We start from the raw sequence: 23,484 nt of genomic DNA, 5'->3' as shown, positions 1-23,484 counted from the left end.
AATGAAAGTTGGTATCATTGGAGCGGCGGGCTACACGGGTGGTGAGTTGCTTCGTATTTTAATCCATCATCCTGAAGCAGAGATCGTGTATGCTCATTCGAAGAGTCAGGCAGGGAAACCCGTCGCTTCTACGCATACAGACTTATTCGGAGATACAGATCTTACCTTTTCAGAGGAATTTCATACCGATATAGATGTGGTTTTCCTGTGTTCTGGACACGGCGAATCGAAGAAATTTCTGGCGGCCAATCCGGCATTTGAGAATCTGAAAGTCATTGACTTAAGTACGGATTTTCGGGATGAATCCAACGGGTTTGTGTACGGGTTACCTGAATTACAAAGAGATACCATTCGTCAGGCTCAGAAAATTGCGAATCCCGGATGTTTTGCTACGAGCATTGAGCTGGCTTTGTTACCACTGGCTCAGTCGGGTTTATTGACGAATGATGTTCACATTTCGGCAGTAACGGGCAGCACTGGAGCGGGACAATCCCTGAGTGCCACGAGCCATTTTAGCTGGCGGAATAATAACATCAGTATTTATAAAGCCTTCACCCACCAGCACCTGACCGAAATCGGAATGGTATTGAGGAAAGGTCAGCCGGATTTCTCGCAGGCCATTAACTTCATTCCCTACCGGGGTAACTTCACACGGGGCATCATGGCGAACGTTTATACGCCTTATGCCGGAACGCTGGAAGAGGCTAAGGAGCTTTATAAATCCTATTATGCCCCGCATCCCTTCACACACGTAAGTGATGCCAGCATTGATGTCAAGCAGGTGGTGAATACCAACAAAGGCATCGTTCATCTGGAAGTGGCAGAAGGTAACCTGCTTATTACCAGTATTATCGACAACCTGACCAAAGGAGCTTCCGGTCAGGCGGTTCAGAACATGAACTTATTATTTGGACTGGACGAGAAAACCGGTCTGAAATTAAAATCAGTTGGTTTTTAATGAAGCGTTTGATTGGGTTCAATAAAGTTTGATGGCGTTTGACCGTTTGGTTGAGTTTAAGGAAGATACCAAGGAACTCAAACTTTTCAAACCTCTCAAACTAGATCAAACCTCAAACCGAGTCAAACCCCAAACACAGCATTTCATGAATCCATTCAACGTCTATCCGCTCTATGATATTGAGCCTGTGAAAGCTCAGGGAAGTTACCTCTGGGATAAAAAAGGGGATCAATACCTGGATTTATACGGTGGTCACGCGGTTATTTCCGTAGGCCATTCACACCCTTACTATGTGGAAGCAATCAATCGTCAGCTTTCACAAATCGGGTTTTACTCTAACTCCGTTCAAATTTCCATTCAAAAAGAATTAGGACAGAAACTCGGTGAACTTTCGGGCTATCCAGATTACTCGCTTTTCCTGGTAAACTCGGGTGCGGAAGCCAACGAGAACGCCCTGAAGTTAGCTTCTTTTTATAATGGACGTAAAAAAGTAATCGCTTTTAAAGGAGCGTTTCACGGACGTACTTCAGGGGCCGTAGCGGTTACGGATAATCCTTCTATTGTTGCTCCCATTAACGATAATTCACACGTTACCTTCATTCCTTTCAACGACGTGGAAGCTTTAAAAGCGGCCATGAGCGAAGAAATCTGTGCGGTAATTGTGGAAGGAATTCAGGGCGTGGGTGGTATTAAAGTTACTTCGACTGAGTTTCTTCAGGCGGCTCGTCAACTTTGCGATCAGTTTGGCTCGGTATTAATTCTGGATTCGGTTCAGTGTGGATACGGTCGTAGCGGTAAGTTTTTCTCGCACCAGTTCACAGGCGTTGAACCTGATCTGATTACGACGGCTAAAGGCATGGGTAATGGTTTCCCCATTGGTAGCGTTCTGATTTCCCCTAAGTTTCATGCGAAATTCGGCATGCTGGGAACGACGTTTGGTGGCAACCACCTGGCTTGTGCAGCAGCGGTAGCGGTTCTCGATATCATGAAAAATGAAAATCTGATTGAGAATGCAGCTAAGCAGGGCGATTACCTGTTTGAGCAACTCAAAGGAATCGGCGGTATCAAGGAACTTCGTGGCCGTGGACTCATGATTGGCATTGAGTTCGAACAACCCGTAGACAAGATTCGCGATACGCTTTTATTCGACCATAAAATTTTCTGCGGTTACGCAGGTAAACATACCTTACGCTTATTACCAAGTCTGGCCATCGGTCAAACCGAAAGCGATCGCTTCCTCGAAGCTCTCGAGCAGGTCATTGCGGTAACAGCCTAATAGTTTTCAGTTTATTGTTTTCTGTTTACAGTTGTTGGTTCAAACAATAACTGTAAACAGAATGCTCTCAGCTTTAGTCTTTTAAAGAACAGTTATTAGTAGGCGAAATTGAAAACCGCAAACTGAAAACTGTAAACTAATCCTATGAAACAATTTCTTTCCGTACATGATGTTCCTGACCTGCCGGGATTGGTGCAGGAAGCTCTTCGTCTGAAACAGAATCCCTTTGCGGATGAACAGTTAGGACACCACAAAACCATTGGATTACTGTTCTTTAATGCCAGTCTTCGTACCCGCCTCAGCACGCAGAAAGCGGCTGAAAACCTGGGGATGAAGGTGATGGTAATGAATGTGACGTCAGATTCCTGGGGTCTGGAGTTCGAGGATGGAGCCATCATGAACGGAAATAAAGCCGAACACATCAAAGAAGCAGCGGCGGTAGTGGCTCAGTATTGCGACATCATCGGGGTTCGGAGTTTTCCATCTCTAACGGATCGGGCGAAGGATTACGGTGAGGAGGTAATTAAGCAGTTTGTGAAATATGCAGGTGTGCCTATCTTGAGCCTGGAGTCGGCCACGCGTCACCCGTTGCAGTCACTAACCGATTTGATTACCATTGAAGAATACAAGAAAGTAGCTCGTCCCAAAGTGGTATTAACCTGGGCTCCGCACGTAAAAGCTTTGCCTCAGGCCGTTCCTAACTCCTTTGCGGAATGGATGAACGCAGCGGATGTGGATTTTGTGATTACCCATCCTGAAGGCTATGCTCTGGCTCCTGAATTCTCAGGTAATGCTTTGGTAACTCAGAATCAACGCGAGGCCTTTGAAGGGGCGGATTTCATCTACGCGAAAAACTGGTCTTCTTATGAAGATTACGGCAAAATCCTGAACAGTGATCCCGCCTGGAAGATTACACAGGAAAAAATGTCCCTGACCAATGATGCCAAGTTCATGCACTGTCTGCCTGTTCGCCGGAATATTGTCGTAGACGACGCCGTGCTGGATTCACCTGCGTCGATTGTAATTCACGAAGCGGGTAACCGGGTTTGGGCGGCTCAGGCGGTTATCAAACAAATGTTATTGAATTTGTAAGTTTGGAATCTCTGGAGATTTCCAGATTAAAGAATTAATAACATGCTGACTGTCATTAAAATAGGCGGAAACGTAGTTGATAACCCAACGTTACGACAACAATTCCTCAAAGATTTCGCTGAATTATCCTTACCCAAGATTCTGGTTCACGGTGGGGGTAAAATTGCTACGCAGGTAGCCGTAAAGCTCGATGTAGAAACGGTCATGGTAGAAGGTCGGCGGGTAACGGATGCCGCCATGCTTGACGTAGTTACCATGGTGTACGGTGGACTGGTGAATAAACAGCTCGTCGCTCAGTTACAAGCACTGGATTGTAACGCTCTTGGCCTTACTGGGGCCGATGGAGGGATCATCCGTTCTAAAAAACGGACGGGCTGGAGCGTTGATTACGGTTTTGTTGGAGATATTGAATCCGTGAACGATGAGCAAATCAAGCGTTTTCTGGAAGTAGGACTAGTGCCCGTGTTTGCTCCCTTAACTTTAGATGCCTCGCTGGCTTCCATGCTGAATACCAACGCTGATACCCAGGCTCAGGCCATATCAGTAGCGTTAGCAAAGCATTTTGAAGTAAATTTGGTATATTGTTTCGAAAAAAAGGGCGTACTGACTAATCCTGAAGACGATTCCAGTGTCATTCCAGAATTATTGCCTGAAACCTATGCCGAGCATAAAGCCTCTGGTGCTATTTACGCCGGAATGGTTCCTAAGCTCGATAATGCCTTTAAGGCTCTGGCCGATGGCGTAAAGCAAGTAACCATTTGCCACGCGGCTGACTTGCGTCAGGCCGTGGCCGAAGGTACCGCCGGAACCCGGATCAGACTTCAATAACCAACGTTATCATTACAAGCAACACCGTATGAACGACCTCGACTCCCGAGTAAAGGGCTATCTTTTCGGCACTGCCATTGGAGATGCAATGGGCGTTCCGGTGGAATTCTCGAATCGTAAGTTTTTAAAGGAAAAACCAGTGGCTGGCCTAAGGGCGTTCGGAACGCATTATCAACCTGCCGGAACTTGGTCGGATGACAGTGCTCTGACTTATCAAACCATTGAAACTTTAATTAACGGTCTGAATTACCGGGATTTAGCGAACCGTTTTTTGAGCTGGTATCACCAGGGCGAATGGACAGCTAATGGAGTCGTTTTTGATATTGGTTTTGCCACCCGTAACTCCCTCGACCGTCTGGAAAATGGGGTAGAACCCACCGAGGCCGGTGAGATCAGCGAGCTTTGTAATGGGAATGGTTCGCTCATGCGAATTTCACCGGTAGCGTTTTACTTGCAGTATCGTAAACCCAGTCTTTCCATGACGGAGCGTTTCGAACTGGTTCGAAAAACGTCGGCTATTACGCATGGACATATCCGTTCGGCTCATGCCTGCTTTTTACTGGTGAGTTACATTCAGGAATTACTTTCCGGAAAAGATAAGATGGAGGCTTACTATAGCATTCAGCAAACCATGTGCCCGTTTTTCGAAGAAACCGGCCCGGCGGATGAGTGCGAGTTATTTGCCCGAATCTTGAAAGAGGACCTTACCCAAATCCCCGAATCTGAAATTTACTCTTCCGGTTACGTGGTACACTCGCTGGAGGCGGCTTTGTGGTGCTTCCTCACCTCGAATTCATTTTCAGAATCCGTTTTAAAAGCGGTTAATCTGGGTGATAACACGGATACTACCGGTTCGGTAACGGGCGGTCTAGCGGGCGTTTATTATAGTCTTCAGGCGATACCAGCCGAATGGCTTCAGGACATTGCCCGAAGGGAAGACATTGAAAATTTGGCGGAGCGATTTACCCAATCGCTCTCCGTTTAACACCATAAAAATGGATCAGATCTTTGGGTTTGATCCATTTTAACTATGTATGTATGGCCATTGCAAACTTAATTGAAAGCCTAACCAGCGACTCTATTGAATTATTAAAGCGATTGATTGCTACGCCTTCATTTAGTAGGGAAGAAGACCAGACGGCGTATTTGATTGAAGAATTTTTTCGGGAAAGGAATATGCCTTTTTCCCGTCTGCATAATAACCTCTGGTCAAAGAACAAATACTACAACCCAGAGCTTCCGACGGTATTGCTCAATTCGCACCATGATACCGTTAAGCCCAATCCGAAGTGGACCCTGGATCCATTTAACCCCCTCGTTAATGAGGAAGGTAAACTCTTTGGGCTGGGTTCAAATGATGCAGGAGGTTGTCTGGTTTCGTTATTAGCGGCCTTCTGTTACTTCTACCACCGCACCGATCTTCAGTATAACGTCGTTTTTGCCGCCTCTTCAGAAGAAGAAGTGTCCGGTAAAAATGGGATGGAATTACTGTGGAATTCCGGCAAATTGGGTGAAGTAGAATTTGCCATCGTGGGTGAACCCACGCAAATGCACCTGGCGATTGCAGAAAAAGGGTTACTCGTGCTGGATTGCATGGCTCAGGGTAAAGCTGGTCACGCTGCCCGGGAAGAGGGCGAAAATGCTCTCTATAAAGCTCTGGATGACATTGCCTGGGTTCGTTCGTTTCAGTTCCCTAAAGTGTCACCAACGCTGGGAAACATGAAAATGTCGGCAACGGTGATTCAAACGGAAAATAAGCAGCATAACGTCGTTCCGGCTAGTTGCCATTTTACACTGGATGTTCGGGTAACCGATCAATATACCCTGGAGGAAACGTGTGAGATTATTCAGTCACACCTAAAATCAGAAGTACAGGCCCGTTCGGTACGTTTGCATCCTTCGAGTATTCCTCTCGAACACCCGATTGTTCAGGCGGGTATTACTTTAGGACGTAATACCTACGGTTCACCTACCACTTCCGATCAGGCTGTCATTGGTTGTCATTCGCTGAAAATGGGACCGGGAGATTCCGCTCGATCGCATCAAGCCGATGAATTTATTTACCTCCATGAGATCGAAGAAGGAATTCAACTGTACATTGAGATGCTCAAGTACGTTGTTTTAGCTAGAGAGGTGGCCTGATAAATTTTCTGAATCGCTGGGAGAACCGAATCTTTTTTCCGAGTTTTGATTTCTATAGAATCATTCTAAACATTATGGAACAAAAAGCGACAACTCCCGGCTGGAAAGGCTGGATTAAACGGTTAGGTTGGGCTGGCTTTTTTTTCTTTCTGATTAAAGGCTTACTCTGGCTCGCCCTCGGTTATTTCGGACTAAAGATTTTTGAATAATAACTTCTGAAAAAAGGCTAACCCTCGCAGGTTAGCCTTTTCATTTATGGTTTGAATAAGTATTAAGTATGAATCTGTTTGAGATCGTTTGATACAAGTTCTTTATCTGATCAGTGCTTCTCTTAAATCAGCTTCACGTGTAGTAATTCTTTCGTTTTTACCCAGATTAGCCCTACAATGACTATCGTCAAACTTCCGCCGATGAGAACGGAGGGAACCGTTCCGAATGCTTTCGCCAATAATCCCGATTCAAAAGCTCCGATTTCATTCGAGGTACTAACAAAAATGCTATTAACCGAAAGGACCCTTCCACGAATTTCATCGGGCGGAACCAGTTGTAAAATAGCCTGCCGAATCACGACGCTGATGCTATCAAACGCTCCCGTAAGGAATAACATCAATACTGATAACCAGAAGTGAGTAGAGAGAGCGAAAATGATAGTGGTTAATCCAAAACCCGCCACGGCAATGAGCATATTAAGCCATGCTTTCTTTACGGGAGAATAAACGGCTGTACCGATAATGGTAAGCACTGCTCCAACAGAAGGAGCTGCTCTCAAAATGCCCAGCCCTTCCGCTCCAACTTTCAGCACATCTTCGGCAAAGACGGGTAATATTGCCACCACGCCCCCAAAAAGCACCGCAACTAGATCCAGCGAAATGGAGTAAAGCAGAATTTTGCTTTTGAAGACAAAGCCAATTCCTTCCCTAATGCTCTGCCAGACACTCGTTTCTTCGTGGGTAGGTTCGGGAATGGGCTTCTTCTTAATGAAAGAAAAAAGTATAAAAACGACCCCGATACTGCCAATCACCAGCCACATAGTGCCCGACATCCCCATCCAGCTATACAGAAAACCGGCAATGCCTGGCCCAAGAATGGCTCCTGTTTGCCAGAATGAACTGTACCAGGAGGCCGCATTGGCGTAGACTTCGCGAGGGGTAAGGAACGCTTTTAGAGAAGCAGTAGCCGGACTATAAAAGCCACGGGCAAAACCAATCAGAGCCACAACCGAATAGATGATCATTAATAAAAAACGATCATCGTGAATGGCCCGGGTTTCAGGGAGGGTGGCCCAGTGAAGAATGAAAGAACCAGCCAGAATCACAGACAAGCTTAATAAGATAATCGTTTTCTTATCATACTTATCGGCTAGGTGACCGCCTAACAAAGCCAGGGATATGTAAGGAATGGCCTCCGCTAATCCCACTAAACCCAGAGCCAGCGGATCATGCGTAATGCGATAAATCTGGTAACCCAGCACTACTTCCTGAATCAGAATAGCAGTAGTAAAAAAGAAACTCCCGAGGCCATAAAAAGTAAACTCTTTATAGCGTAGGGCCGCGAACGGATCAGTGGGAGGCGTTTTCATAGGCAGGAATGACTCGTAACGAATATGGGTTATAAAAAAGGCCCTTAGGTTTAGATGAAAATAGGCTTAAAATAAAAATGAGGTCACTGGATAGCGACCTCATTTTTTATAATCAATCTCAGATTAAGACTGAGAAACTGAATTCATTACTTCCGTCTGTTTACGGATCGATGCTTCGTGAATCAGGCGGTATAAATCTTCTACGAGATCAGAGTAGAGACCCAGTTTTTTTGCCATTTCTGCACGTGAAGCGTGAACTTGTTTCCAGCGGTCAATCTGGAAGATCGTTACTCCATTATCACGTTTGTATTCACCCATTTTCTCAACAATGGCCATACGCGTCGCTAACACTTCCAGCAATTCGCGGTCGATGTTATCTACTTTCGCACGGAGTTCATCCATGTGGCTGTGGTATACGGAGTCAGAAGAATCAGACTCACGCACCTGCATGCTGCGAAGCAGTTCGCCCAAAGCCGCAGGAGTTAATTGTTGAGAGGCATCAGACCAGGCTTCGTCAGGATTACGATGTGATTCGATAATCAGACCATCGTAATTCAGATCGAAGAAACGTTGGGTCAACTCACCCAGGTACTGACGTTTTCCGGCCATGTGGCTTGGATCGCCAATGATGGGAAGGTTAGGCAACTGGCGTTTCAGTTCCAGAGCTACCTGCCACATGGGAGAGTTGCGGTATTTTGTTTCCTGCATGTTTGAGAAACCACGGTGAATAGCCGCTAATTTCTTCAGGCCGGAATTTTGAAGACGTTCCAGAGCTCCAATCCAAAGAGCTAAATCAGGGTTAACGGGGTTTTTAACCAGTACTGGAATATCAACACCTTTCAAAGCGTCCGCAATATCCTGAACGTTAAAAGGGTTAACCGTTGTACGGGCTCCGATCCACAAGATATCAACGCCGTATTTGAGAGCCAGTTCAATATGATCAGGACTTGCTACTTCAATAGCAAGGGGAAGACCTGTTTCTTTTTTAGCAGCTGCTAACCAGGGTAAAGCTGCTTCGCCCATTCCTTCAAAACTTCCGGGACGGGTACGAGGTTTCCATACACCCGCACGAATCACGTGGGCATACCCCTCTTTTGCAATTTGGGTAACCGTATCCCAAACTTGTTCTTCAGTTTCTGCACTACAGGGTCCCGCAATCATCAAGGGCTTACCGTTGGTGTTGATCCAATCCTGTAAAGGCACAATATCCAGCGTCGCACTCATCTTGTAAATCGTTAATTAGTAAGCGTTTATTTGTTCAAAAAGCCAGGGGGCAGTTTATTATGATGAAGTGTAACGTTAAGGCCAAATCTTTTATGGTTTGACTAATCTTAATAAACTTAAAATCAGTTTGTTAACCTCTCAAAGATAACCTATTTTATTAAAAAAATCAGTACTGACATGTAAAAATGCGGTGTGTTTCCTCTTACCTTTGTAATCGCTTTTCGGAAAAACAAAAAGTACCGAATCGCCGATATATTTTAGATCGAGCACACCCAACCTGAACCTGACCGCTATATTCCACTTTCACACTAACACGGTTCACTTCCCATGCCCAAAATGGACATTTTGAAAGCTCCGAGTCATCAACAGCAAGAAAAAACTATTTCATTTGACGACACTTCGGTTGCTTTTGCTAATCAATCTAACTGGCAACTCAAGAAGACATTTTTCATCTTCGCTGCCATGAATCGAAATTGGCTTGTAAAGATAGGCACCTTTTTCATCAAATTGTTTTTAATGCTCAAATTTCCTATCAAGGGAGCCATTAAAAACACAATTTTTGAGCATTTCTGCGGTGGTGAAACCATCGAAGGTTGTAATGAGACTATCAAGCAACTGGATGCGGCTCACATCGGTACAATTCTGGATTATTCCGTAGAAGGAGAGGAGTCAGAAGAAAGCTTTAACCATACGGTAGAAGAAATTCTGCTGACTATTAAGAAAGCTGCTGAGTCGCCCGCCGTGCCTTTTTCCGTATTTAAGGTAACTGGAATCGCGACGCTGGAACTACTGGAAAAAGTACAATCCGGGAGAGAATTAACCGCCGAAGATCAGGCGGCTTATGCCCGGGTAAAACAACGCATGAATACCTTGTGTAAGGCGGCTCATGACCTGCACGTACGGATTTTTGTGGATGCAGAGGAAACCTGGATTCAGGATACCATCGACACGTTGACCTATGAGATGATGGATTTATACAATCATCAGGAATGTATCGTTTGGAATACCTATCAGATGTACCGCACAGAAAGTTATTCAAATCTGGTAAAAGCAACGGAAACGGCTCGCAAAAAGGGATATGAGCTGGGAATCAAACTGGTTCGTGGAGCTTACATGGAAAGAGAACGCCAGCGGGCTCATGAAATGGAATATTCAGATCCTATTCATGCCACCAAAGAAGATACTGACCAGGCTTATAATAAAGCTCTTCAGTATTTCCTCGATAACCATGATATTCTTTCGATCTGTCTGGGTACCCATAACGAATACTCCTGTTTGTTAATGGTTCAGAAAATGAAAGAAATGGGCATTGCCGCTGATGATCAGCATTTCTGGTTTGCTCAGTTATTAGGCATGAGTGATAATATTAGCTTTAACCTTTCTCATGCAGGTTATAATGTAGCGAAATACGTTCCCTACGGCCCCATTGAGGCGGTGATGCCTTACCTCTTCCGTCGGGCTGCAGAAAATACTTCAGTAGCTGGCCAAGCCAGCAGAGAGTTTACCTTGCTGAAAAAAGAAGTTCGCCGACGTAAAAGAGCCGTTCGGCAAGATCTTTGTAAAAGTAAGAAAGCTGCTCAGAAAGCATAATCCGAAACCCCGTTCAACTGAATGGGGTTTTTTATTAGGATCATACCCTAGTTTTTTGAGTGGTTGTTACCGATTTTTGTACTTTATTGAATGAGTTACTCGATTAACCTATTTATTTGTAGGTTGATAATTATTGATTGAATGAAGAATCCTCTGAAGTTTTTTTTACTTACCCTTTTGGTTATTGTTGTCGATCAGGTAGTAAAGCTGCTGGTTTTCAAAAATATGTATTTGGGTGAAGATATACCGGTGATCGGCGATTGGCTAAGCATTCATTATGTACTGAATCCGGGAATGGCTTTTGGCATGCAACTGGATCATCCTTATGGGAAGTTGGTGCTGACGTTATTCCGTCTGGTGGCCATGGGGGTAATCGCTTGGTATCTTACTCGTTTAGCCCGGAAAAACGCTCCTGATGGTTTATTGTGGTGCATTGCCGCCATCTTAGGAGGGGCCATTGGCAACGTAATTGATTCAACTTTCTATGGTGTATTTCTGGGAAACGCTCCCTACGATGCTCCAACGCCCTGGTTTCACGGGCAGGTAATTGATATGGTGTTGTTTAATCCCTGGGAAGGATTTATTCCTGAATGGGTTCCCGTCTGGGGCGGTTCTTATTATACGAGTCCTGTTTTCAACATTGCAGATTCAGCGATTTTTCTTGGGGTGGTTTTTATTCTGATTTTTCAATCATCGTTCTTTAAAGAAGAACCCTCAAAGCCAGCCGAAGAGAAGCCATCAGAAGAAGATGCCAAGCCCATCAGCGATTCATCAGAACAATAAGAGTTTAATCGATTTATAGACGTAAAAAGACCAGCAGATCCTGCTGGTCTTTTTACGCTTATGACAGCTTGAGGTAGAAGAGCAGGTGGAACCTGTCGTTAAGATAGGAACGAGAGGGAATCTCGCTCGATTGGTCAGACCTGTTATCTCGAATGAAGAGAGAGCCCTTCCGTAGAGTGGGAGAGTGTAACAGTTAATCAAGGTTCTTCATAACCTAATGCGTTTAGCAAAGGTCATCCCCGCAGTCGTTTGGCTCTGCCGAGTGACTACTTAACGTAGGCCTCTGGCCGTCTGAGGTAAATAACTCTAGCCTGGAACGAAGGGCTTGCCTAACTGGAAATGCTTTAACTACCAGAGGCCTAAATTTCACTTCGTCACTCAGACAGAACTGAGCGACTATGGTAGAAAACTTATTTACAACAAAGAGAGGCGAAAACTAAGTAAGCTTCATCGCTTCGCTCGGAATGACAGGCATGTGGGAATATGCCGTTATTGCAGGAATGAGATAGAATCTTGCCTCAGGAAAACGAAAAAAGCCAGACTGTCGAGTCCGGCTTTTTCGTTTACTTGCCTAATCGCTTATTTGTTACCAGCTTTTTTCGTTGGCGTTGTTGCTGGTTTAGTACCAGCTGCTGGCGTAGTGGCAGGTTGTTGAGCAGCGGCAGCAGCTTTTTTCACTGCTTCTGGATCAACACCCATTTTCTTAAAGATCAAATCCGTTACTTCCGTAGAAGGATCAGCGTAAAGCACGACAGGGTTTAATTGTGTGCTGATCGAGCTGCTTAAAATGAACGTGTAGTTATTTTCTTTGGCTACAGCTTTAATCGCATTGTCGATGTCCACTAACAGCGGTTGTAATAATTGCTGTTGTTTCTGACCCAACTCAGTCTGAGCATTTTGTTGAAGCGTTTGCAGACGCTCCTGAATGCCTTGTAATTCTTTTTGCTTGTCAGCTTTGATTACGTCAGACATCGTAGCTTCTGCTTTCTGATAAGCGGTGTATTTGTCCTGCAGATCTTTCTGAAGGCTCTGCATTTGGTTTTGATATTGCGTACTACGAGTTTGTAATTCAGCTTCTACTGCTTTCGATTTAGGGTGTCCAGCTAATAGTACATCGATATCAGTATAGCCAATTTTGGGAGCCGACTGGGCGTTTGCATTCAATCCTGCGAAGGCCAGGGCAACGGCGGTCAGAACGGCGAAAATTTGTTTTTTCATTTGATTTACTGCTTAGTCTTTGTGTTTTGCGTTGGTGTGTTTGTTTGATTGGGGTTCGCTTTAGGATCGATGCCTAGCTCTTCTAAAACATAATCAGAGTAATCGTCCCGGGGATCCGTATAGATCATGGCAATTCCTTCCGAGGATTTATCCAGAATCATACGAAGCTGTTTTTGGCGTGCTACTTTCTCAACGGCCCGATGTAATTCATCCATAACGGGTTTCAAGACATCTTTCCGTCGCTGGTGATACTGGCCGTTGTAGCCAAATATTTTATTGTTTAACTCTTTAACTTCATTTTCCCGCTTCGTAATCTCCTGACGACGCTGTTGTTTCATGGGGTCAGTCAAAAGAGGTTCCTCTGCTTTAAAAGCCCGTTCAAGCTTTTCAATTTCAGCATATTTATCAGAAATTTCCTTCGTCCGTGCTTGGGTCCAGCGATCCATCTCACCGTTCACTTTCTGGAATTCAGGCATCTTGCTGACAATATACTCGGAGTCAATGTATCCAAATCGCTGGGCCATTGCAGGACTTACCTGCCCTATGAACGCCAAAAATAGGAAAAATACGCTGTTTCTCACGAGTTAAAGGATCTTATACGATTTATAGTTCGGGTTGTAGCTATTAAAAAAACTTAATTAAACCTTATCGGATCTGCTGACCGATGGTAAAGTGGAACTGGCCTTTACCGGCTGGCTGTGTACCGTTCGGCCCTACGTTGCGGTCAAATCCGTATCCATAGTCAATACCGATCATACCAAAGGCAGGCATAAAGATACGAGCACCAATACCAGCCGAACGTTTCAGGTCAAAGGGATTGAAATATTTGTAACTATCCCCAGTTATTACCCGCTTCCATAAATCCTAAAACGAAGACCGTTGCTGAAGGATTCAGAGAGATGGGATAACGAATCTCCATTACATATTTATTGTACACAACCCCACCATTTCCTTCGTAACGACGCGTAGGATCGGTACGTACGTTACGGTCATCATAACCACGTAAACCAATGATATCCTGAGCGATGGCAAACTGGCCCTGGCCTGACAGACCCGAACCTCCTAATACGAAGCGTTCCATTGGAATGATGCCCAGGCGTTTGTTATAATTACCCAGGAAACCCATGTGAGCTCGCGTGTGGAATACCAGTTTTCCAGTAATAGGCACGAACCATGACATGTCGAACATCCACTTGTGATACTCCAGGAATTTATATTTATCCTGAGCCTCCGTGGGGTTCCAGTTATTGGGACGGAACAGCGAGTAGGGAGGAGTCAAAGTGGCCGAAATCGATAAAGAAGATCCCTTTCTGGTATACTGGGGGTTATCCAGATCATAACGCGTCAGGGTCGTAATCAACGAGATGTTATTAGCGTTACCTGAGCTAAAGTCCCGAATCAGGATCGGATAATTTTTGAACTCATAACGCATGTACGAAAGTGCCATGTTCAAACCGAAACGGTTGTCAGGGCGGCGTAAACGTTTCCCTAAACTGATCGAAGCACCCGTAGTGTTGAAGTAACCTCTTTCGTTACCCAGCGAAGTAGGTACGCCACTCCCGTAACCGTAGCCATAACCGCTCCCGTAACCATAGCCGCTGTACATGCTACCGCTGTAATCGAAGATGCGGTAAATCTGACGGTTAATGTTGAAAGAGAAGGCATTTGGTTTTTTACCTCCCAGCCAGGGTTCCGTAAACGATAACGAGTAGTTCTGGAACTGACGACCATTGGCCTGGAAACGAACAGCCAGTTTCTGACCATCCCCAGCCGGAAGCGGACGCCAGGCTTTGAGGTTAGTAATGTTGCGAGCAGAGAAGTTGTTAAATACTACCCCGAGCGTACCGACAAAGCCGATGTAACCACCCCAACCACCAGAAAGCTCAATCTGATCCGAAGCTTTTTCTTCAACGGTGTACTCGATGTCCACGGTGTAATCATTACGGGGGATCGGGTTAATTCCGATTTTCTCCGCATCAAAGTAACCCAGACGACCTAATTCCTGCTGTGTACTTACAACCGCCGTTTTAGAGAATTTCTGACCGGGTAAGGTAAGAATTTCACGCAGTACTACGTGGTCGGAAGTTTTGGTGTTACCATTCAGAATAATCTTGTTAATGGTAAACTGTTTTCCTTCGAAAATATTGAAGTTAATGTCAATAGAATCACCTTCGATGGCCGTCTCTTCGGGATTGGCACTGAAGTACAGATAACCTGCATCCATATACAGCGAAGAAACGTCATAGCCAGGGCTGCCCTGCAAGCGTTTTTGTAATTCTTCAGGGTTGTAAACGTCTCCCTTTTTAATGCCTAATAATTCCGTCAGAACAGAGTCAGAGTGGAGGTAATTACCCTGCCAGTTGATATTACGGAAGTAATATTTTTTACCTTCTTCCAGCCCCAGATATACGTCAACGGTTTTGCGGTCGTGTGAGTAAACAGAATCCGCTACGATGCGAGCATCGCGGAACCCTTTCTTGTTGTAAAACTCAATGAGCTTGCCTTTGTCTTCTTCGAATTTTTTCGGAATGTATTTTGAAGGCGTGAAAACCCGACCAAAACGCATTTGTTTAGTCCCCTTCATTTTGTTCCGAACGGTTGCTTCCGGCAATTGTTCCCGGCCATCAAAATCAATGGTATGAATTTTGATTTTAGGACCTTTATCGATGGAAACGGTCAGAGCCGCGTTATTACCACGAGTCGTATCTGAAACCTGACGAACTTTCACGTCTGCGTTGAGAAAACCTTTTTCAACGTAGTGTTTCTTGATGGTCGCCTGGGTGTTCTTGATGAGGGCTTCGTTAATAATTTTTCCCTTGATCAGTTTCACTTTATCGTTAAGAGCGTCTTTTTCGCCTTTACGAACGCCGGTGAAAGTAATCTTATAGAGACGAGAACGTTCCCGCATGAAAATATCCAGCCAGATATTTTCGCCTTCCACTTTGGTAGCGGTTACTTCTACGTCTTCCAGGATGCCCTGATCCATCAGTTTACGGATGGCTCCAGAAATGGCAATACCCGGAATCTGGATTTTGTCACCAACCCGAAGTCCGGATATGGAAATCAGAGAGGCGGCATCATAGAACTTGGTACCACTGGTTGTAATGCCTTTGATGGTATACTCTTTGGGGTGAGTATAGTCAATTTCATTCGAAGCCGCAGGAGTCTGGCTGGTAGATGGTTGCCCACCCAAACCGACACGGGCCTGGCTGAATGAAAGAAAAGGCAGGAAAATTAGAAGGAGAGGGAAAACCTTTCTCATGGGTTAAGAATGCATTTCTGAAGATCGAAAGCCTGAAAATTTAGTTCATTAATGAATTAATAATCAAATCATCAGAAATTTCAATAATGGTAGTTAGGCTTTTAATTGTTCGCTTGTTTTACCGAAACGACGTTCCCGATTCTGAAAATCGAGAATAGCTTCGTACAGGTGTTCTCGACGGAAATCTGGCCAGTAAGTTTCTGTAAAATGAAGCTCAGCGTAAGCAAGTTGCCACAGTAAAAAATTACTAATGCGATGTTCTCCCCCCGTTCGGATCATCAGATCTACATCAGGGATGTGGGAAGTAGGCAATGCATTTGACAAATCTTGCTCCGTTAATTCTCCAGATGCTAATTCTCCCGATTGGGTTGCACGTACGAGATTATTAATTCCCCGCATGATGTCCCATTTCCCACTATAACTGAGAGCTAACACGAGCGACAGACCCGTGTTATGTTCGGTACGCTGCATGGCCTGCCGAAGATCGGCCTGACAGCGGGGGGGCAGACTTTCCGTATCACCAATGGTTAACAGGCGGATATTGTTTTTCAATAATTTGGGGGTTTGGTCAGCAATGGCCTGAACCAACAATTCCATTAAAGCAGCAACTTCCTCTTTCGGGCGGTTCCAGTTTTCCGTAGAAAACGTATAGAGTGTAAGGTAATCAATGCCTAGTTCAGCACAACCCTCTACTACTTCTTCAACTGCTTTAATCGCATGCCGGTGTCCGAATATCCGGCTCAGCATACCTTTTTGTTTGGCCCAGCGACCATTTCCGTCCATTATAACGGCAATATGACGGGGGAGATTGCCTTGAATAATAGTTTCCTTCATCCTCTAATACAAAAAACCGGTAGGTTCCAAACCTGCCGGTTCTGAACGATGCTGCAAAAGTAAGGTTTTTGTGGCAGTTTTCGTTGTAATTGGTTTTATTAAGGACAGAACACCCGGAGGATTGTATAACTTAATGAAATAGAACTGTAATAATACATGTCTTTTCGGGTGGGATCTGTCTGTAGTCGCCTTTCCACGGCTGGACCGGATTCATTATGACCATCCAGGTAATCAGACCATGTTTTGCGGGTTCCAAACTCAAAACCCAGTGACCAGGGACCTTTGATCTGCCATTTAATACCTACACCAAAGGGAATGGCCAGCCCTGATTTCCGATAGGACTCCGCAGGTTCCTGATCTGGTTTAAAGTTATAAAAGGCCAATCCGGCAAAAACATAAGGAGACCAGTTGCGAGGTTTTCGTTTTGTATAATCAAAATCCAGAAAATTATATTCTAAATCAGCACCCGCTTCCAGCATTCGCGTTCCAAAGATATACCCTCTTCCTAGCTGGAAGGGGTCCTTACTGCGGAAGTCACTACCATAAATTCGCCCAGCACCTACAGAAAAGCGACCAGAAAGAGCTTTGGAGGCATTGTATCGAAAAAATAGATTACCAGCCGGACGGCCTGATTTCAGTTGAAGATTGGGGGTGATGTCCCCTTTGTAATGCATAAAGCCCAGGCCTCCGCCAAATTCAATCTTTTGAGCCTGACTGGTCAGGGCCGAACTAACAAAAAGGAAGCAAAGCAGTAAAAGCTGTTTCCGCATACGCTTAAATAAGTAAGGTTCGTGCAAGATACACGAACCTATTTCCTGAATGGATATCTGTCCTGACTAACTAACGTAAGGGAGGACATTTAATTTTAGGGGCAATGATGTAATTAATGTGAATAGCGGTTAATAGGTACATGTCGTTATTACCGCCCCCACGGGCATTGGTTGTGGGTAAATCACCTCCATTCTCTGCGGCGATTCTCTGTAAACCAGGTATACGATCTCCGCCTTTTCGGGCAGCCGTTGGCTCAAGGATGCGGTTGCTAAGCAGTATAGCCGTCGGATTCGCTAAATCATTTGGATTAGAAGGGTATAATCCACCCACATCATCGATATAATCTGTAGCTGTGAATCGCATTCCAGCTTCGGCAGAAATATCCCAATTGCGATTAAAGCGAAAGCGGAAACCAATGCCAACGGGTATTGCCGCAGAAACTAGAGAATAAGGTTTTGCTCCGCCTGAAAGGCCCTGACCCTCGGTGCCTAAGGGCTGTAACGCTACCCAGTTATTTCCTGCATCAACAGGAGTTTTGGCTTTAGGGTTATGAGCAAAGACAGCAATACCTGCAAAGAGATAAGGTACAAAAAAAGGTCTGTCAAAAGCATTTCGACCTTCTGGTAAGATATTAAAAATACCCGTGATAGCTAATTCCTTTACATCATTTCTGAAATGCAGGTTCCGTAAAAATTGGCCATCAAATTGAGGACGCCCCTTTGAAAAAGTATAGTCATCGCCTGATAAACGAGCTAAGGTCAGAGAAGCTCTGCCGCTGAACCTTGGCGTAAAATGGCGGACGTAATTAGCCGTTACATTCCAACGCATCATTTTGAAAGTAGCGTTGACAGGGTCTGCAATGGGAGAAAGCTCCCCGTAGTAGCTGGATGTCCCAAGTCCAAAACCTACACTGGAATAGGGTTCAAATTTGGCTTTGTAGGGTTTATTATAATTTCTTTTGCTGGAAAATAGCTGGGCCTGGGAATAACCTATTCCAAGTAAATATAAAGTGCTGATCAGTAAAATTCTTTTTCGCATCTGAGCGTAAATTTCAGTTCTATTACACGGTAATTACTAAGGTACTGTTACTAACGATAGAGCTTCCAATATGGTATGGGAGGTAACTAGAATACTTTCGAAAAGCAAATCTAGTACTATATAACTAATAAAAAGCAGAAATGTTAATTTCTGATATCCAAACCCCAATTCAGCTTATGGCGTAAGGTTTCCAGGAAGGTATCCCCTTTAACTTTTACCAGGTGAGCACTGAATCGTTCCCGGCGAACACAGAAACGTACGGAATCTTCTACCACTTTCGATCTTGAATCCAGAGAAATTAGACAATTTTTACTTCGGCTTTCTACCGAAACTTCAATTCGACTGCTGTCATTCACCACAATAGGCCGTACGTTGAGGTTGTGTGGACTGATAGGGGCGATAATAAAATTGTTGGTTCGGGGTAACACCACTGGACCTCCCACGCTCAAACAGTAACCCGTAGAACCCGTTGGGGTTGAAATCACCAGACCATCGGCCCAATAAGAATTCAGGAATTCACCATCGAGCCAGGTATGTACGACGATCATGGAAGATCGATCGGTTTTAGTAACCACGAAATCGTTCAGACCAAAGTTGGTTCCTTCAAAAACATCCCGATCATTTTCAACGTGCAGTAATACGCGTTCGTCAATCGAGTATTTTCCGTTTTCAAGCCAGTCCAGCGTTTGGGTAATCTCATCGGGGTTAATGGTAGCCAGAAACCCTAGCCGACCGGTATTAACGCCAACGATTGGTAACGTACGTTCGCCAACGTGAGTGACGGTTTCAAGCAAAGTTCCGTCACCGCCAATGCTAAATACAAAGTCAGCGTCGAATAAATCCTGACGAGAGGTGTACGTGGACGTGAAAGGATGATTAACGCCATTTTCCTGAATGTTCTGGCGGTATTGTTCGTGTATCTGAACCTCCGCACCCCGACGAGCCAGTTCTCCCAGAAGAGCCTGAATGGCAGGTTTCGTTTGTTCAGATAAGGGACGACCATTGAGAGCAATTTTCATGGAGTCATGCTTTGAGCAAAGAGCAGGGTTATTTTACCTTTCAGTAGTAACCCTATATAAGCACTAAAGTTTTGGCCGGTGGTATTGTTCGATCTCGCGGTAAGCATTGTCGAACTCGTAGCCATCGCGTACTTGTTGAATGATTCGAAGTAAGCCATCCTGCCCGACCAGTCCTAACCAGCGGGAAACTTCTTTGCCAGAAGTAACGTACGACTGGGCCGTTCGGGTAGGATCGGCCTGGCCACGCTGCGTGCCAAAAAAGCCGTTTAAAGTAACAATATCCTGAAGATGTGGGGCTGTTTTACCGTGATTGGTAAGAATATCCCATTCCTGAACATAGCCAATGTATCGGCGGGAAGGATCTGGGTCAGAATACCGATAGTCAACCATGAGAGCCATGCCCTCGTCAAACCATTGAGGCAAAGAAGATTTAGCTTTCATCCAGCCTAAACGGGCAAATAACTCATCGTGACACATTTCATGAGCGATGACATCTACATTTAATCCGTCTGGATTGAGTATAATCCAGGAGCCGGTAGGCGTGCCCAGGCTACAGCCGGCCCCTTCGTACAAAAGACAAAATTTCTGATATTCTTCGCGATTGGAGCAGAAAATAATGGTTGCTTCGCCGCTTTGAGCCCCCCAGAAGGACCGTATTCTTTTATGAGCCTGATTGATAAACTGCAAAAGTGAATCCTGACGAGGTTTGCTAGTCTGATCGCTGACGTAGACCGAAGGAGCTATTTTGGAAAAGCCACGGAAACGCACCGTCTGGCAGGCCCAAATAGGTGGAAACCATAGATAATAAGCTGCTAGTAAAAATATACTAAACAATAAAATATTGATAATCAATTGCTTACCGCTCCAACGTATCATAATAAAACCTCGCCCTAAAGTAGCTAGCCAGGCTAGCGTTTTTCCCAAAATTATAACGATACCCCCGGATTACCATCATTTGTAGCAGTTTTTTACTAGTGCAAGGGTATAGTCCGGTTGTATAAATTTTAAAGATATAAACACAACTATCTACGTAAAATTTAACGCTTAGGTAAAAGATGATCTGATTGGATGGCTGAAAATACTAGAATAAATTTTTCAGTAAATTCTGTAATTCAGCCTGAAGGGTAAGGGTTTTATCCTTGGCGTACCAGGTGTGAAGTTGCGTGCTGAGTTCCTCAAAAGGTGTTTTTGCTTCCTGCAAAGACTTGTATAATTGCTGAGCGGGTTGGGGGCGGGGACCCCATTCGGCTACTTCCGTTAACGTATTTTTTTCAACAATAACTAACTTGGGAATCGCCCGGCCACCATTGGTTAGGTAGGCATCCATAAAGTCCAGATTGGTGTCACGTAAAAAATAACGGGTCTGAATGGTTCCGTTCGAAGCTTCGGCTATTCGTTCCAGTACGGGCACAATTTGAGCCGCATCGCCACACCAGCCTTCGGTAAGGATCAGCCAGTAATAAGACGAGGGGTTATTCTGAACAGTAGCCAGCAACTCCGGCATCAGAACCGTAGTTTTGTCCAGACGCTGCATTCGTTGTACATTGAGCTGGGTATATTTCGTCAGTATGTCCGATTGTTTCGGGCCCGTCGTTTTCCCCGCCGCTAGCAGATCCGTAATCAGTTGACGATACGATTGATAGGAGTAGGCAGACTCGATGCGTGCGGAAGAAAGGGTAAATGGAGTTTCCATAAATGTTATAAAATTGATCGATAGTTACTAAACGGTGCTTTCATCTGTCGACTACTATTCCTATGATTCAATATCAAACCGGGCGAAAGCTCTCCGTAGAAGAATTCATTGATGTTCTAAATCGTTCCACGTTGGGTGAGCGGCGGCCTGTCAACGACCGCGAACGTATGGAGCAGATGTTAACTGCCGCTCAGATTTTAGTTACCGCCTGGGAAGGAGAGGTACTCATTGGAGTTTCCAGAGCCTTAAGTGATTTCAGCTTCTGTACCTATCTCGCCGATCTGGCCGTAGACGAACGTTACCAGCATCAGGGAATTGGGCGAACGTTACTTGAACTCACTCATGAAGTAGCGGGTTTGCAAACAAGCCTGATTTTGCTGGCTGCACCCAAAGCGGTAGATTATTATCCTAAAATTGGAATGAAACGCAGTGAGGTCTGTTTCCTAAAAGATAGAATCCATTAACAAAACGATAATCCTTCATCAAAATAAATTTCTATATGCGAAGTCTCCTCCTTACACTGGTGGCACTGATCGGTTTAGCTTTCACGGATAAACCAGCCTATCTTATTTACAATCAGCAGTTGAAGGCTTCGAGTTATGAGGAGTTACTGAGAAAAGCTTCCGAAGCGGACATCGTTTTGTTTGGCGAGTTACACAATAACTCGATTGATCACTGGTTACAATTGGAATTGACAAAGGATTTATACAAACAGAAAAATGAGAAACTAGTCCTAGGAGCAGAAATGTTTGAATCTGATAATCAGATTGTTCTGGATGAATATTTACAGAACAAAATTACCTCTCAGCAATTAACCGCCGAGGCTAAAGTCTGGAACAATTATCAAACCGATTATAAGCCATTAGTTGATTTTGCTCAGGAAAAGAAGATTCCTTTTATCGCCACCAATATTCCCCGGCGTTATGCCAGCATCGTTGCCAAACGAGGTACGGATGAATTGAAACAGTTAAGTCCAGAAGCTCAGCAGCATATTGCCCCTCAACCTATCCCGTTTGACTTGACACTTCCCGGGTATGCCGAATTAATAAAAATGGGTGGGGTACATGGTAGCGGTAGCTCCATTAGTGCTGAAAATATGGCCAAAGCTCAGGCCATTAAGGATGCCACGATGAGTCACTTTATTCTTAAACACTGGAAAAAAGGACAGACCTTTCTACACTTTAATGGCTCGTACCACAGCCAGAACTTTGAAGGAATTTACTGGTATCTCAAGAAAGCGAATCCCGCTTTAAAAATTGTAACCATTGCTACTACCGAAGAAGCAAATATTGAGGAACCTAAAGATGCCAAACCCGAACTGGCTAATTTTATTATCACGGTTCCTGAAACCATGACTAAGACGCATTGAGTCAATCGTAGTAAAAGAATTAGGCTTCCCAGATTATCCAGTTTTGTAAAGATGAGCTATACTCAGAAAGAGCTTAGAAGTTTTAATATTCAACTAGAAATAGATTGAGTATCTAGTAATTTGGGCTGTAAAAAAAGGAAGTATTTTACTTCACTTTGTCGTCGATCGGTTTATAAATGCCTGGAATTGCATTTTATAAGAAGTTTGAAAAGTAGTTTAGTGAGTTAATTGTTTGGTAATGAGTAGTCGTCGATCGCCCTATGTTTTCTTATGATTGGTGGTCGACGATTTTGGTAGCTTTTATGAAGTAACATAAATAGGGATTGTGCTATAGAATAAGGCTTTTTGATTTGTAAATTCACGGGTATTAATCGTACCATTATGGAATTGAAATGTGAACGCGGCCTGAGAAACTTCGTACATACTTCGAGTATTAATCGTACCATTATGGAATTGAAATTCGATTTCGACCACGTTATCGGTCTGAACAGAAACTGTATTAATCGTACCATTATGGAATTGAAATTGTAAGGCTTCAAACCGTTTTTGAAAACGATTTTAGTATTAATCGTACCATTATGGAATTGAAATTATGAACCCAACGCCAGACAAGAAATGCTCTAACCTGTATTAATCGTACCATTATGGAATTGAAATGGGGTTGAGCCGGAAGCGTTGTAAATCCCGTTAAACGTATTAATCGTACCATTATGGAATTGAAATAGCGTTTAGATACTTCTCTTACCTTATCTCTCCAGTGTATTAATCGTACCATTATGGAATTGAAATTCCCCCGTATACGTATACA

23 protein-coding genes and 1 CRISPR repeat array (1 of these 24 cut by a window edge) are annotated in these 23,484 nt (G+C 44.4%); of the genes, 11 read left to right on the top strand and 12 right to left on the bottom strand.

The features are described 5' to 3' along the window. The first annotated feature begins 1 nt into the window (after position 1). The 7 genes from argC to QE390_RS20095 all read left to right on the top strand — a co-directional run bounded on the left by argC (position 2) and on the right by QE390_RS20095 (position 6,505). Positions 2-958, top strand: coding sequence for an N-acetyl-gamma-glutamyl-phosphate reductase (argC, locus tag QE390_RS20125; RefSeq protein ID WP_198555152.1), 957 nt, complete (start codon positions 2-4; stop codon positions 956-958). A 145-nt stretch (positions 959-1,103) separates the two neighbouring features. Further along, a complete protein-coding gene (locus QE390_RS20120) occupies positions 1,104-2,234 on the top strand; it encodes an aspartate aminotransferase family protein (protein ID WP_307143499.1) in 1,131 nt (376 codons plus the stop codon). 144 nt (positions 2,235-2,378) lie between these two features. Continuing rightward, a complete protein-coding gene (locus QE390_RS20115; protein ID WP_307143498.1) occupies positions 2,379-3,326 on the top strand; it encodes an N-acetylornithine carbamoyltransferase in 948 nt (315 codons plus the stop codon). Between the two features lie 42 nt (positions 3,327-3,368). Continuing rightward, the gene (gene argB / locus QE390_RS20110; protein ID WP_307143497.1) at positions 3,369-4,154 is read left to right on the top strand and encodes an acetylglutamate kinase; all 786 of its coding nucleotides are present in this window, start codon (positions 3,369-3,371) and stop codon (positions 4,152-4,154) included. A gap of 28 nt (positions 4,155-4,182) precedes the next feature. Continuing rightward, positions 4,183-5,139 (top strand): ADP-ribosylglycohydrolase family protein, encoded by a 957-nt coding sequence (locus QE390_RS20105; RefSeq protein WP_307143496.1) that lies wholly within the window; start codon positions 4,183-4,185, stop codon positions 5,137-5,139. 53 nt (positions 5,140-5,192) lie between these two features. After that, the gene (locus tag QE390_RS20100; RefSeq protein ID WP_106635763.1) at positions 5,193-6,296 is read left to right on the top strand and encodes a M20 family metallo-hydrolase; all 1,104 of its coding nucleotides are present in this window, start codon (positions 5,193-5,195) and stop codon (positions 6,294-6,296) included. 74 nt (positions 6,297-6,370) lie between these two features. Then, complete coding sequence (locus QE390_RS20095; protein WP_255400607.1) at positions 6,371-6,505, top strand: hypothetical protein; 135 nt, start codon at positions 6,371-6,373, stop codon at positions 6,503-6,505. 122 nt (positions 6,506-6,627) lie between these two features. On the opposite strand, the gene QE390_RS20090 is transcribed toward QE390_RS20095, so the two are convergent. Both QE390_RS20090 and QE390_RS20085 read right to left on the bottom strand, forming a co-directional pair. After that, the gene (locus QE390_RS20090) at positions 6,628-7,875 is read right to left on the bottom strand and encodes an MFS transporter (protein ID WP_106635764.1); all 1,248 of its coding nucleotides are present in this window, start codon (positions 7,873-7,875) and stop codon (positions 6,628-6,630) included. 123 nt (positions 7,876-7,998) lie between these two features. Then, positions 7,999-9,099: a chorismate mutase gene (locus QE390_RS20085; protein WP_307143495.1), complete on the bottom strand. Its 1,101-nt coding sequence runs from the start codon at positions 9,097-9,099 to the stop codon at positions 7,999-8,001. A 327-nt stretch (positions 9,100-9,426) separates the two neighbouring features. Between QE390_RS20085 and QE390_RS20080 the strand changes: the two genes are divergently transcribed. Further along, entirely contained in the window at positions 9,427-10,689 is a 1,263-nt protein-coding gene (locus QE390_RS20080) for a proline dehydrogenase family protein (RefSeq protein WP_373424554.1), read from the top strand. A gap of 141 nt (positions 10,690-10,830) precedes the next feature. Next, entirely contained in the window at positions 10,831-11,472 is a 642-nt protein-coding gene (locus QE390_RS20075) for a lipoprotein signal peptidase (protein ID WP_307143493.1), read from the top strand. Positions 11,473-12,051: 579 nt separating this feature from the next. Here QE390_RS20075 and QE390_RS20070 read toward each other — a convergent pair. The 10 genes from QE390_RS20070 to QE390_RS20025 all read right to left on the bottom strand — a co-directional run bounded on the left by QE390_RS20070 (position 12,052) and on the right by QE390_RS20025 (position 21,307). Next, complete coding sequence (locus tag QE390_RS20070; protein WP_106635766.1) at positions 12,052-12,690, bottom strand: OmpH family outer membrane protein; 639 nt, start codon at positions 12,688-12,690, stop codon at positions 12,052-12,054. 5 nt (positions 12,691-12,695) lie between these two features. Further along, positions 12,696-13,271 (bottom strand): OmpH family outer membrane protein, encoded by a 576-nt coding sequence (locus QE390_RS20065; protein WP_106635767.1) that lies wholly within the window; start codon positions 13,269-13,271, stop codon positions 12,696-12,698. A 64-nt stretch (positions 13,272-13,335) separates the two neighbouring features. Further along, positions 13,336-13,461, bottom strand: a complete 126-nt coding sequence (locus tag QE390_RS20060) for a hypothetical protein (RefSeq protein ID WP_307143492.1) — start codon at positions 13,459-13,461, stop codon at positions 13,336-13,338. Between the two features lie 61 nt (positions 13,462-13,522). Further along, entirely contained in the window at positions 13,523-15,952 is a 2,430-nt protein-coding gene (gene bamA, locus QE390_RS20055) for an outer membrane protein assembly factor BamA (RefSeq protein ID WP_307143491.1), read from the bottom strand. Between the two features lie 93 nt (positions 15,953-16,045). Then, entirely contained in the window at positions 16,046-16,786 is a 741-nt protein-coding gene (locus QE390_RS20050) for an isoprenyl transferase (protein WP_106635768.1), read from the bottom strand. Positions 16,787-16,884: 98 nt separating this feature from the next. Beyond that, positions 16,885-17,556: a DUF6089 family protein gene (locus tag QE390_RS20045; protein WP_307143490.1), complete on the bottom strand. Its 672-nt coding sequence runs from the start codon at positions 17,554-17,556 to the stop codon at positions 16,885-16,887. Between the two features lie 70 nt (positions 17,557-17,626). Next, on the bottom strand, positions 17,627-18,595 hold the full coding sequence (locus QE390_RS20040) for a hypothetical protein (protein ID WP_307143489.1): 969 nt from the start codon (positions 18,593-18,595) through the stop codon (positions 17,627-17,629). 143 nt (positions 18,596-18,738) lie between these two features. Next, a complete protein-coding gene (locus QE390_RS20035; protein ID WP_106635771.1) occupies positions 18,739-19,614 on the bottom strand; it encodes an NAD kinase in 876 nt (291 codons plus the stop codon). A gap of 63 nt (positions 19,615-19,677) precedes the next feature. Further along, the gene (locus QE390_RS20030; protein WP_307143488.1) at positions 19,678-20,490 is read right to left on the bottom strand and encodes a hypothetical protein; all 813 of its coding nucleotides are present in this window, start codon (positions 20,488-20,490) and stop codon (positions 19,678-19,680) included. A gap of 205 nt (positions 20,491-20,695) precedes the next feature. Further along, positions 20,696-21,307 carry a thioredoxin family protein gene (locus QE390_RS20025; RefSeq protein WP_106635773.1) on the bottom strand — a complete coding sequence of 204 codons (612 nt, stop codon included), beginning with the start codon at positions 21,305-21,307 and terminating at the stop codon, positions 20,696-20,698. 62 nt (positions 21,308-21,369) lie between these two features. Between QE390_RS20025 and QE390_RS20020 the strand changes: the two genes are divergently transcribed. Both QE390_RS20020 and QE390_RS20015 read left to right on the top strand, forming a co-directional pair. Further along, positions 21,370-21,771: a GNAT family N-acetyltransferase gene (locus tag QE390_RS20020; protein ID WP_106635774.1), complete on the top strand. Its 402-nt coding sequence runs from the start codon at positions 21,370-21,372 to the stop codon at positions 21,769-21,771. 35 nt (positions 21,772-21,806) lie between these two features. Further along, positions 21,807-22,676 carry a ChaN family lipoprotein gene (locus QE390_RS20015; protein WP_307143487.1) on the top strand — a complete coding sequence of 290 codons (870 nt, stop codon included), beginning with the start codon at positions 21,807-21,809 and terminating at the stop codon, positions 22,674-22,676. A 364-nt stretch (positions 22,677-23,040) separates the two neighbouring features. Then, positions 23,041-23,484: direct repeats of the CRISPR family, unit length 30 nt; unit sequence GTATTAATCGTACCATTATGGAATTGAAAT (it continues 905 nt past the right edge of the window).

This window comes from Siphonobacter sp. SORGH_AS_1065, from assembly GCF_030818595.1.
GTDB lineage: Bacteria > Bacteroidota > Bacteroidia > Cytophagales > Spirosomataceae > Siphonobacter.
This window is presented reverse-complemented; position numbering and strand designations above follow the sequence as displayed.

What these genes read in the sequence shown, in the direction of transcription:
- QE390_RS20015 (WP_307143487.1), top strand. Translation starts at nt 21,807, where the DNA reads ATGCGAAGTCTCCTCCTTACACTGGTGGCACTGATCGGTTTAGCTTTC.
- QE390_RS20060 (WP_307143492.1), bottom strand. Translation starts at nt 13,461, where the DNA reads ATGCCTGCCTTTGGTATGATCGGTATTGACTATGGATACGGATTTGAC.
- QE390_RS20085 (WP_307143495.1), bottom strand. Translation starts at nt 9,099, where the DNA reads ATGAGTGCGACGCTGGATATTGTGCCTTTACAGGATTGGATCAACACC.
- QE390_RS20105 (WP_307143496.1), top strand. Translation starts at nt 4,183, where the DNA reads ATGAACGACCTCGACTCCCGAGTAAAGGGCTATCTTTTCGGCACTGCC.
- QE390_RS20115 (WP_307143498.1), top strand. Translation starts at nt 2,379, where the DNA reads ATGAAACAATTTCTTTCCGTACATGATGTTCCTGACCTGCCGGGATTG.
- QE390_RS20095 (WP_255400607.1), top strand. Translation starts at nt 6,371, where the DNA reads ATGGAACAAAAAGCGACAACTCCCGGCTGGAAAGGCTGGATTAAACGG.
- QE390_RS20040 (WP_307143489.1), bottom strand. Translation starts at nt 18,595, where the DNA reads ATGCGAAAAAGAATTTTACTGATCAGCACTTTATATTTACTTGGAATA.
- argB (WP_307143497.1), top strand. Translation starts at nt 3,369, where the DNA reads ATGCTGACTGTCATTAAAATAGGCGGAAACGTAGTTGATAACCCAACG.
- QE390_RS20045 (WP_307143490.1), bottom strand. Translation starts at nt 17,556, where the DNA reads ATGCGGAAACAGCTTTTACTGCTTTGCTTCCTTTTTGTTAGTTCGGCC.
- QE390_RS20120 (WP_307143499.1), top strand. Translation starts at nt 1,104, where the DNA reads ATGAATCCATTCAACGTCTATCCGCTCTATGATATTGAGCCTGTGAAA.
- QE390_RS20050 (WP_106635768.1), bottom strand. Translation starts at nt 16,786, where the DNA reads ATGAAGGAAACTATTATTCAAGGCAATCTCCCCCGTCATATTGCCGTT.
- QE390_RS20025 (WP_106635773.1), bottom strand. Translation starts at nt 21,307, where the DNA reads ATGGAAACTCCATTTACCCTTTCTTCCGCACGCATCGAGTCTGCCTAC.
- QE390_RS20070 (WP_106635766.1), bottom strand. Translation starts at nt 12,690, where the DNA reads ATGAAAAAACAAATTTTCGCCGTTCTGACCGCCGTTGCCCTGGCCTTC.
- QE390_RS20090 (WP_106635764.1), bottom strand. Translation starts at nt 7,875, where the DNA reads ATGAAAACGCCTCCCACTGATCCGTTCGCGGCCCTACGCTATAAAGAG.
- QE390_RS20035 (WP_106635771.1), bottom strand. Translation starts at nt 19,614, where the DNA reads ATGAAAATTGCTCTCAATGGTCGTCCCTTATCTGAACAAACGAAACCT.
- QE390_RS20100 (WP_106635763.1), top strand. Translation starts at nt 5,193, where the DNA reads ATGGCCATTGCAAACTTAATTGAAAGCCTAACCAGCGACTCTATTGAA.
- QE390_RS20030 (WP_307143488.1), bottom strand. Translation starts at nt 20,490, where the DNA reads ATGATACGTTGGAGCGGTAAGCAATTGATTATCAATATTTTATTGTTT.
- QE390_RS20020 (WP_106635774.1), top strand. Translation starts at nt 21,370, where the DNA reads ATGATTCAATATCAAACCGGGCGAAAGCTCTCCGTAGAAGAATTCATT.
- argC (WP_198555152.1), top strand. Translation starts at nt 2, where the DNA reads ATGAAAGTTGGTATCATTGGAGCGGCGGGCTACACGGGTGGTGAGTTG.
- QE390_RS20075 (WP_307143493.1), top strand. Translation starts at nt 10,831, where the DNA reads ATGAAGAATCCTCTGAAGTTTTTTTTACTTACCCTTTTGGTTATTGTT.
- bamA (WP_307143491.1), bottom strand. Translation starts at nt 15,952, where the DNA reads ATGAGAAAGGTTTTCCCTCTCCTTCTAATTTTCCTGCCTTTTCTTTCA.
- QE390_RS20080 (WP_373424554.1), top strand. Translation starts at nt 9,427, where the DNA reads ATGCCCAAAATGGACATTTTGAAAGCTCCGAGTCATCAACAGCAAGAA.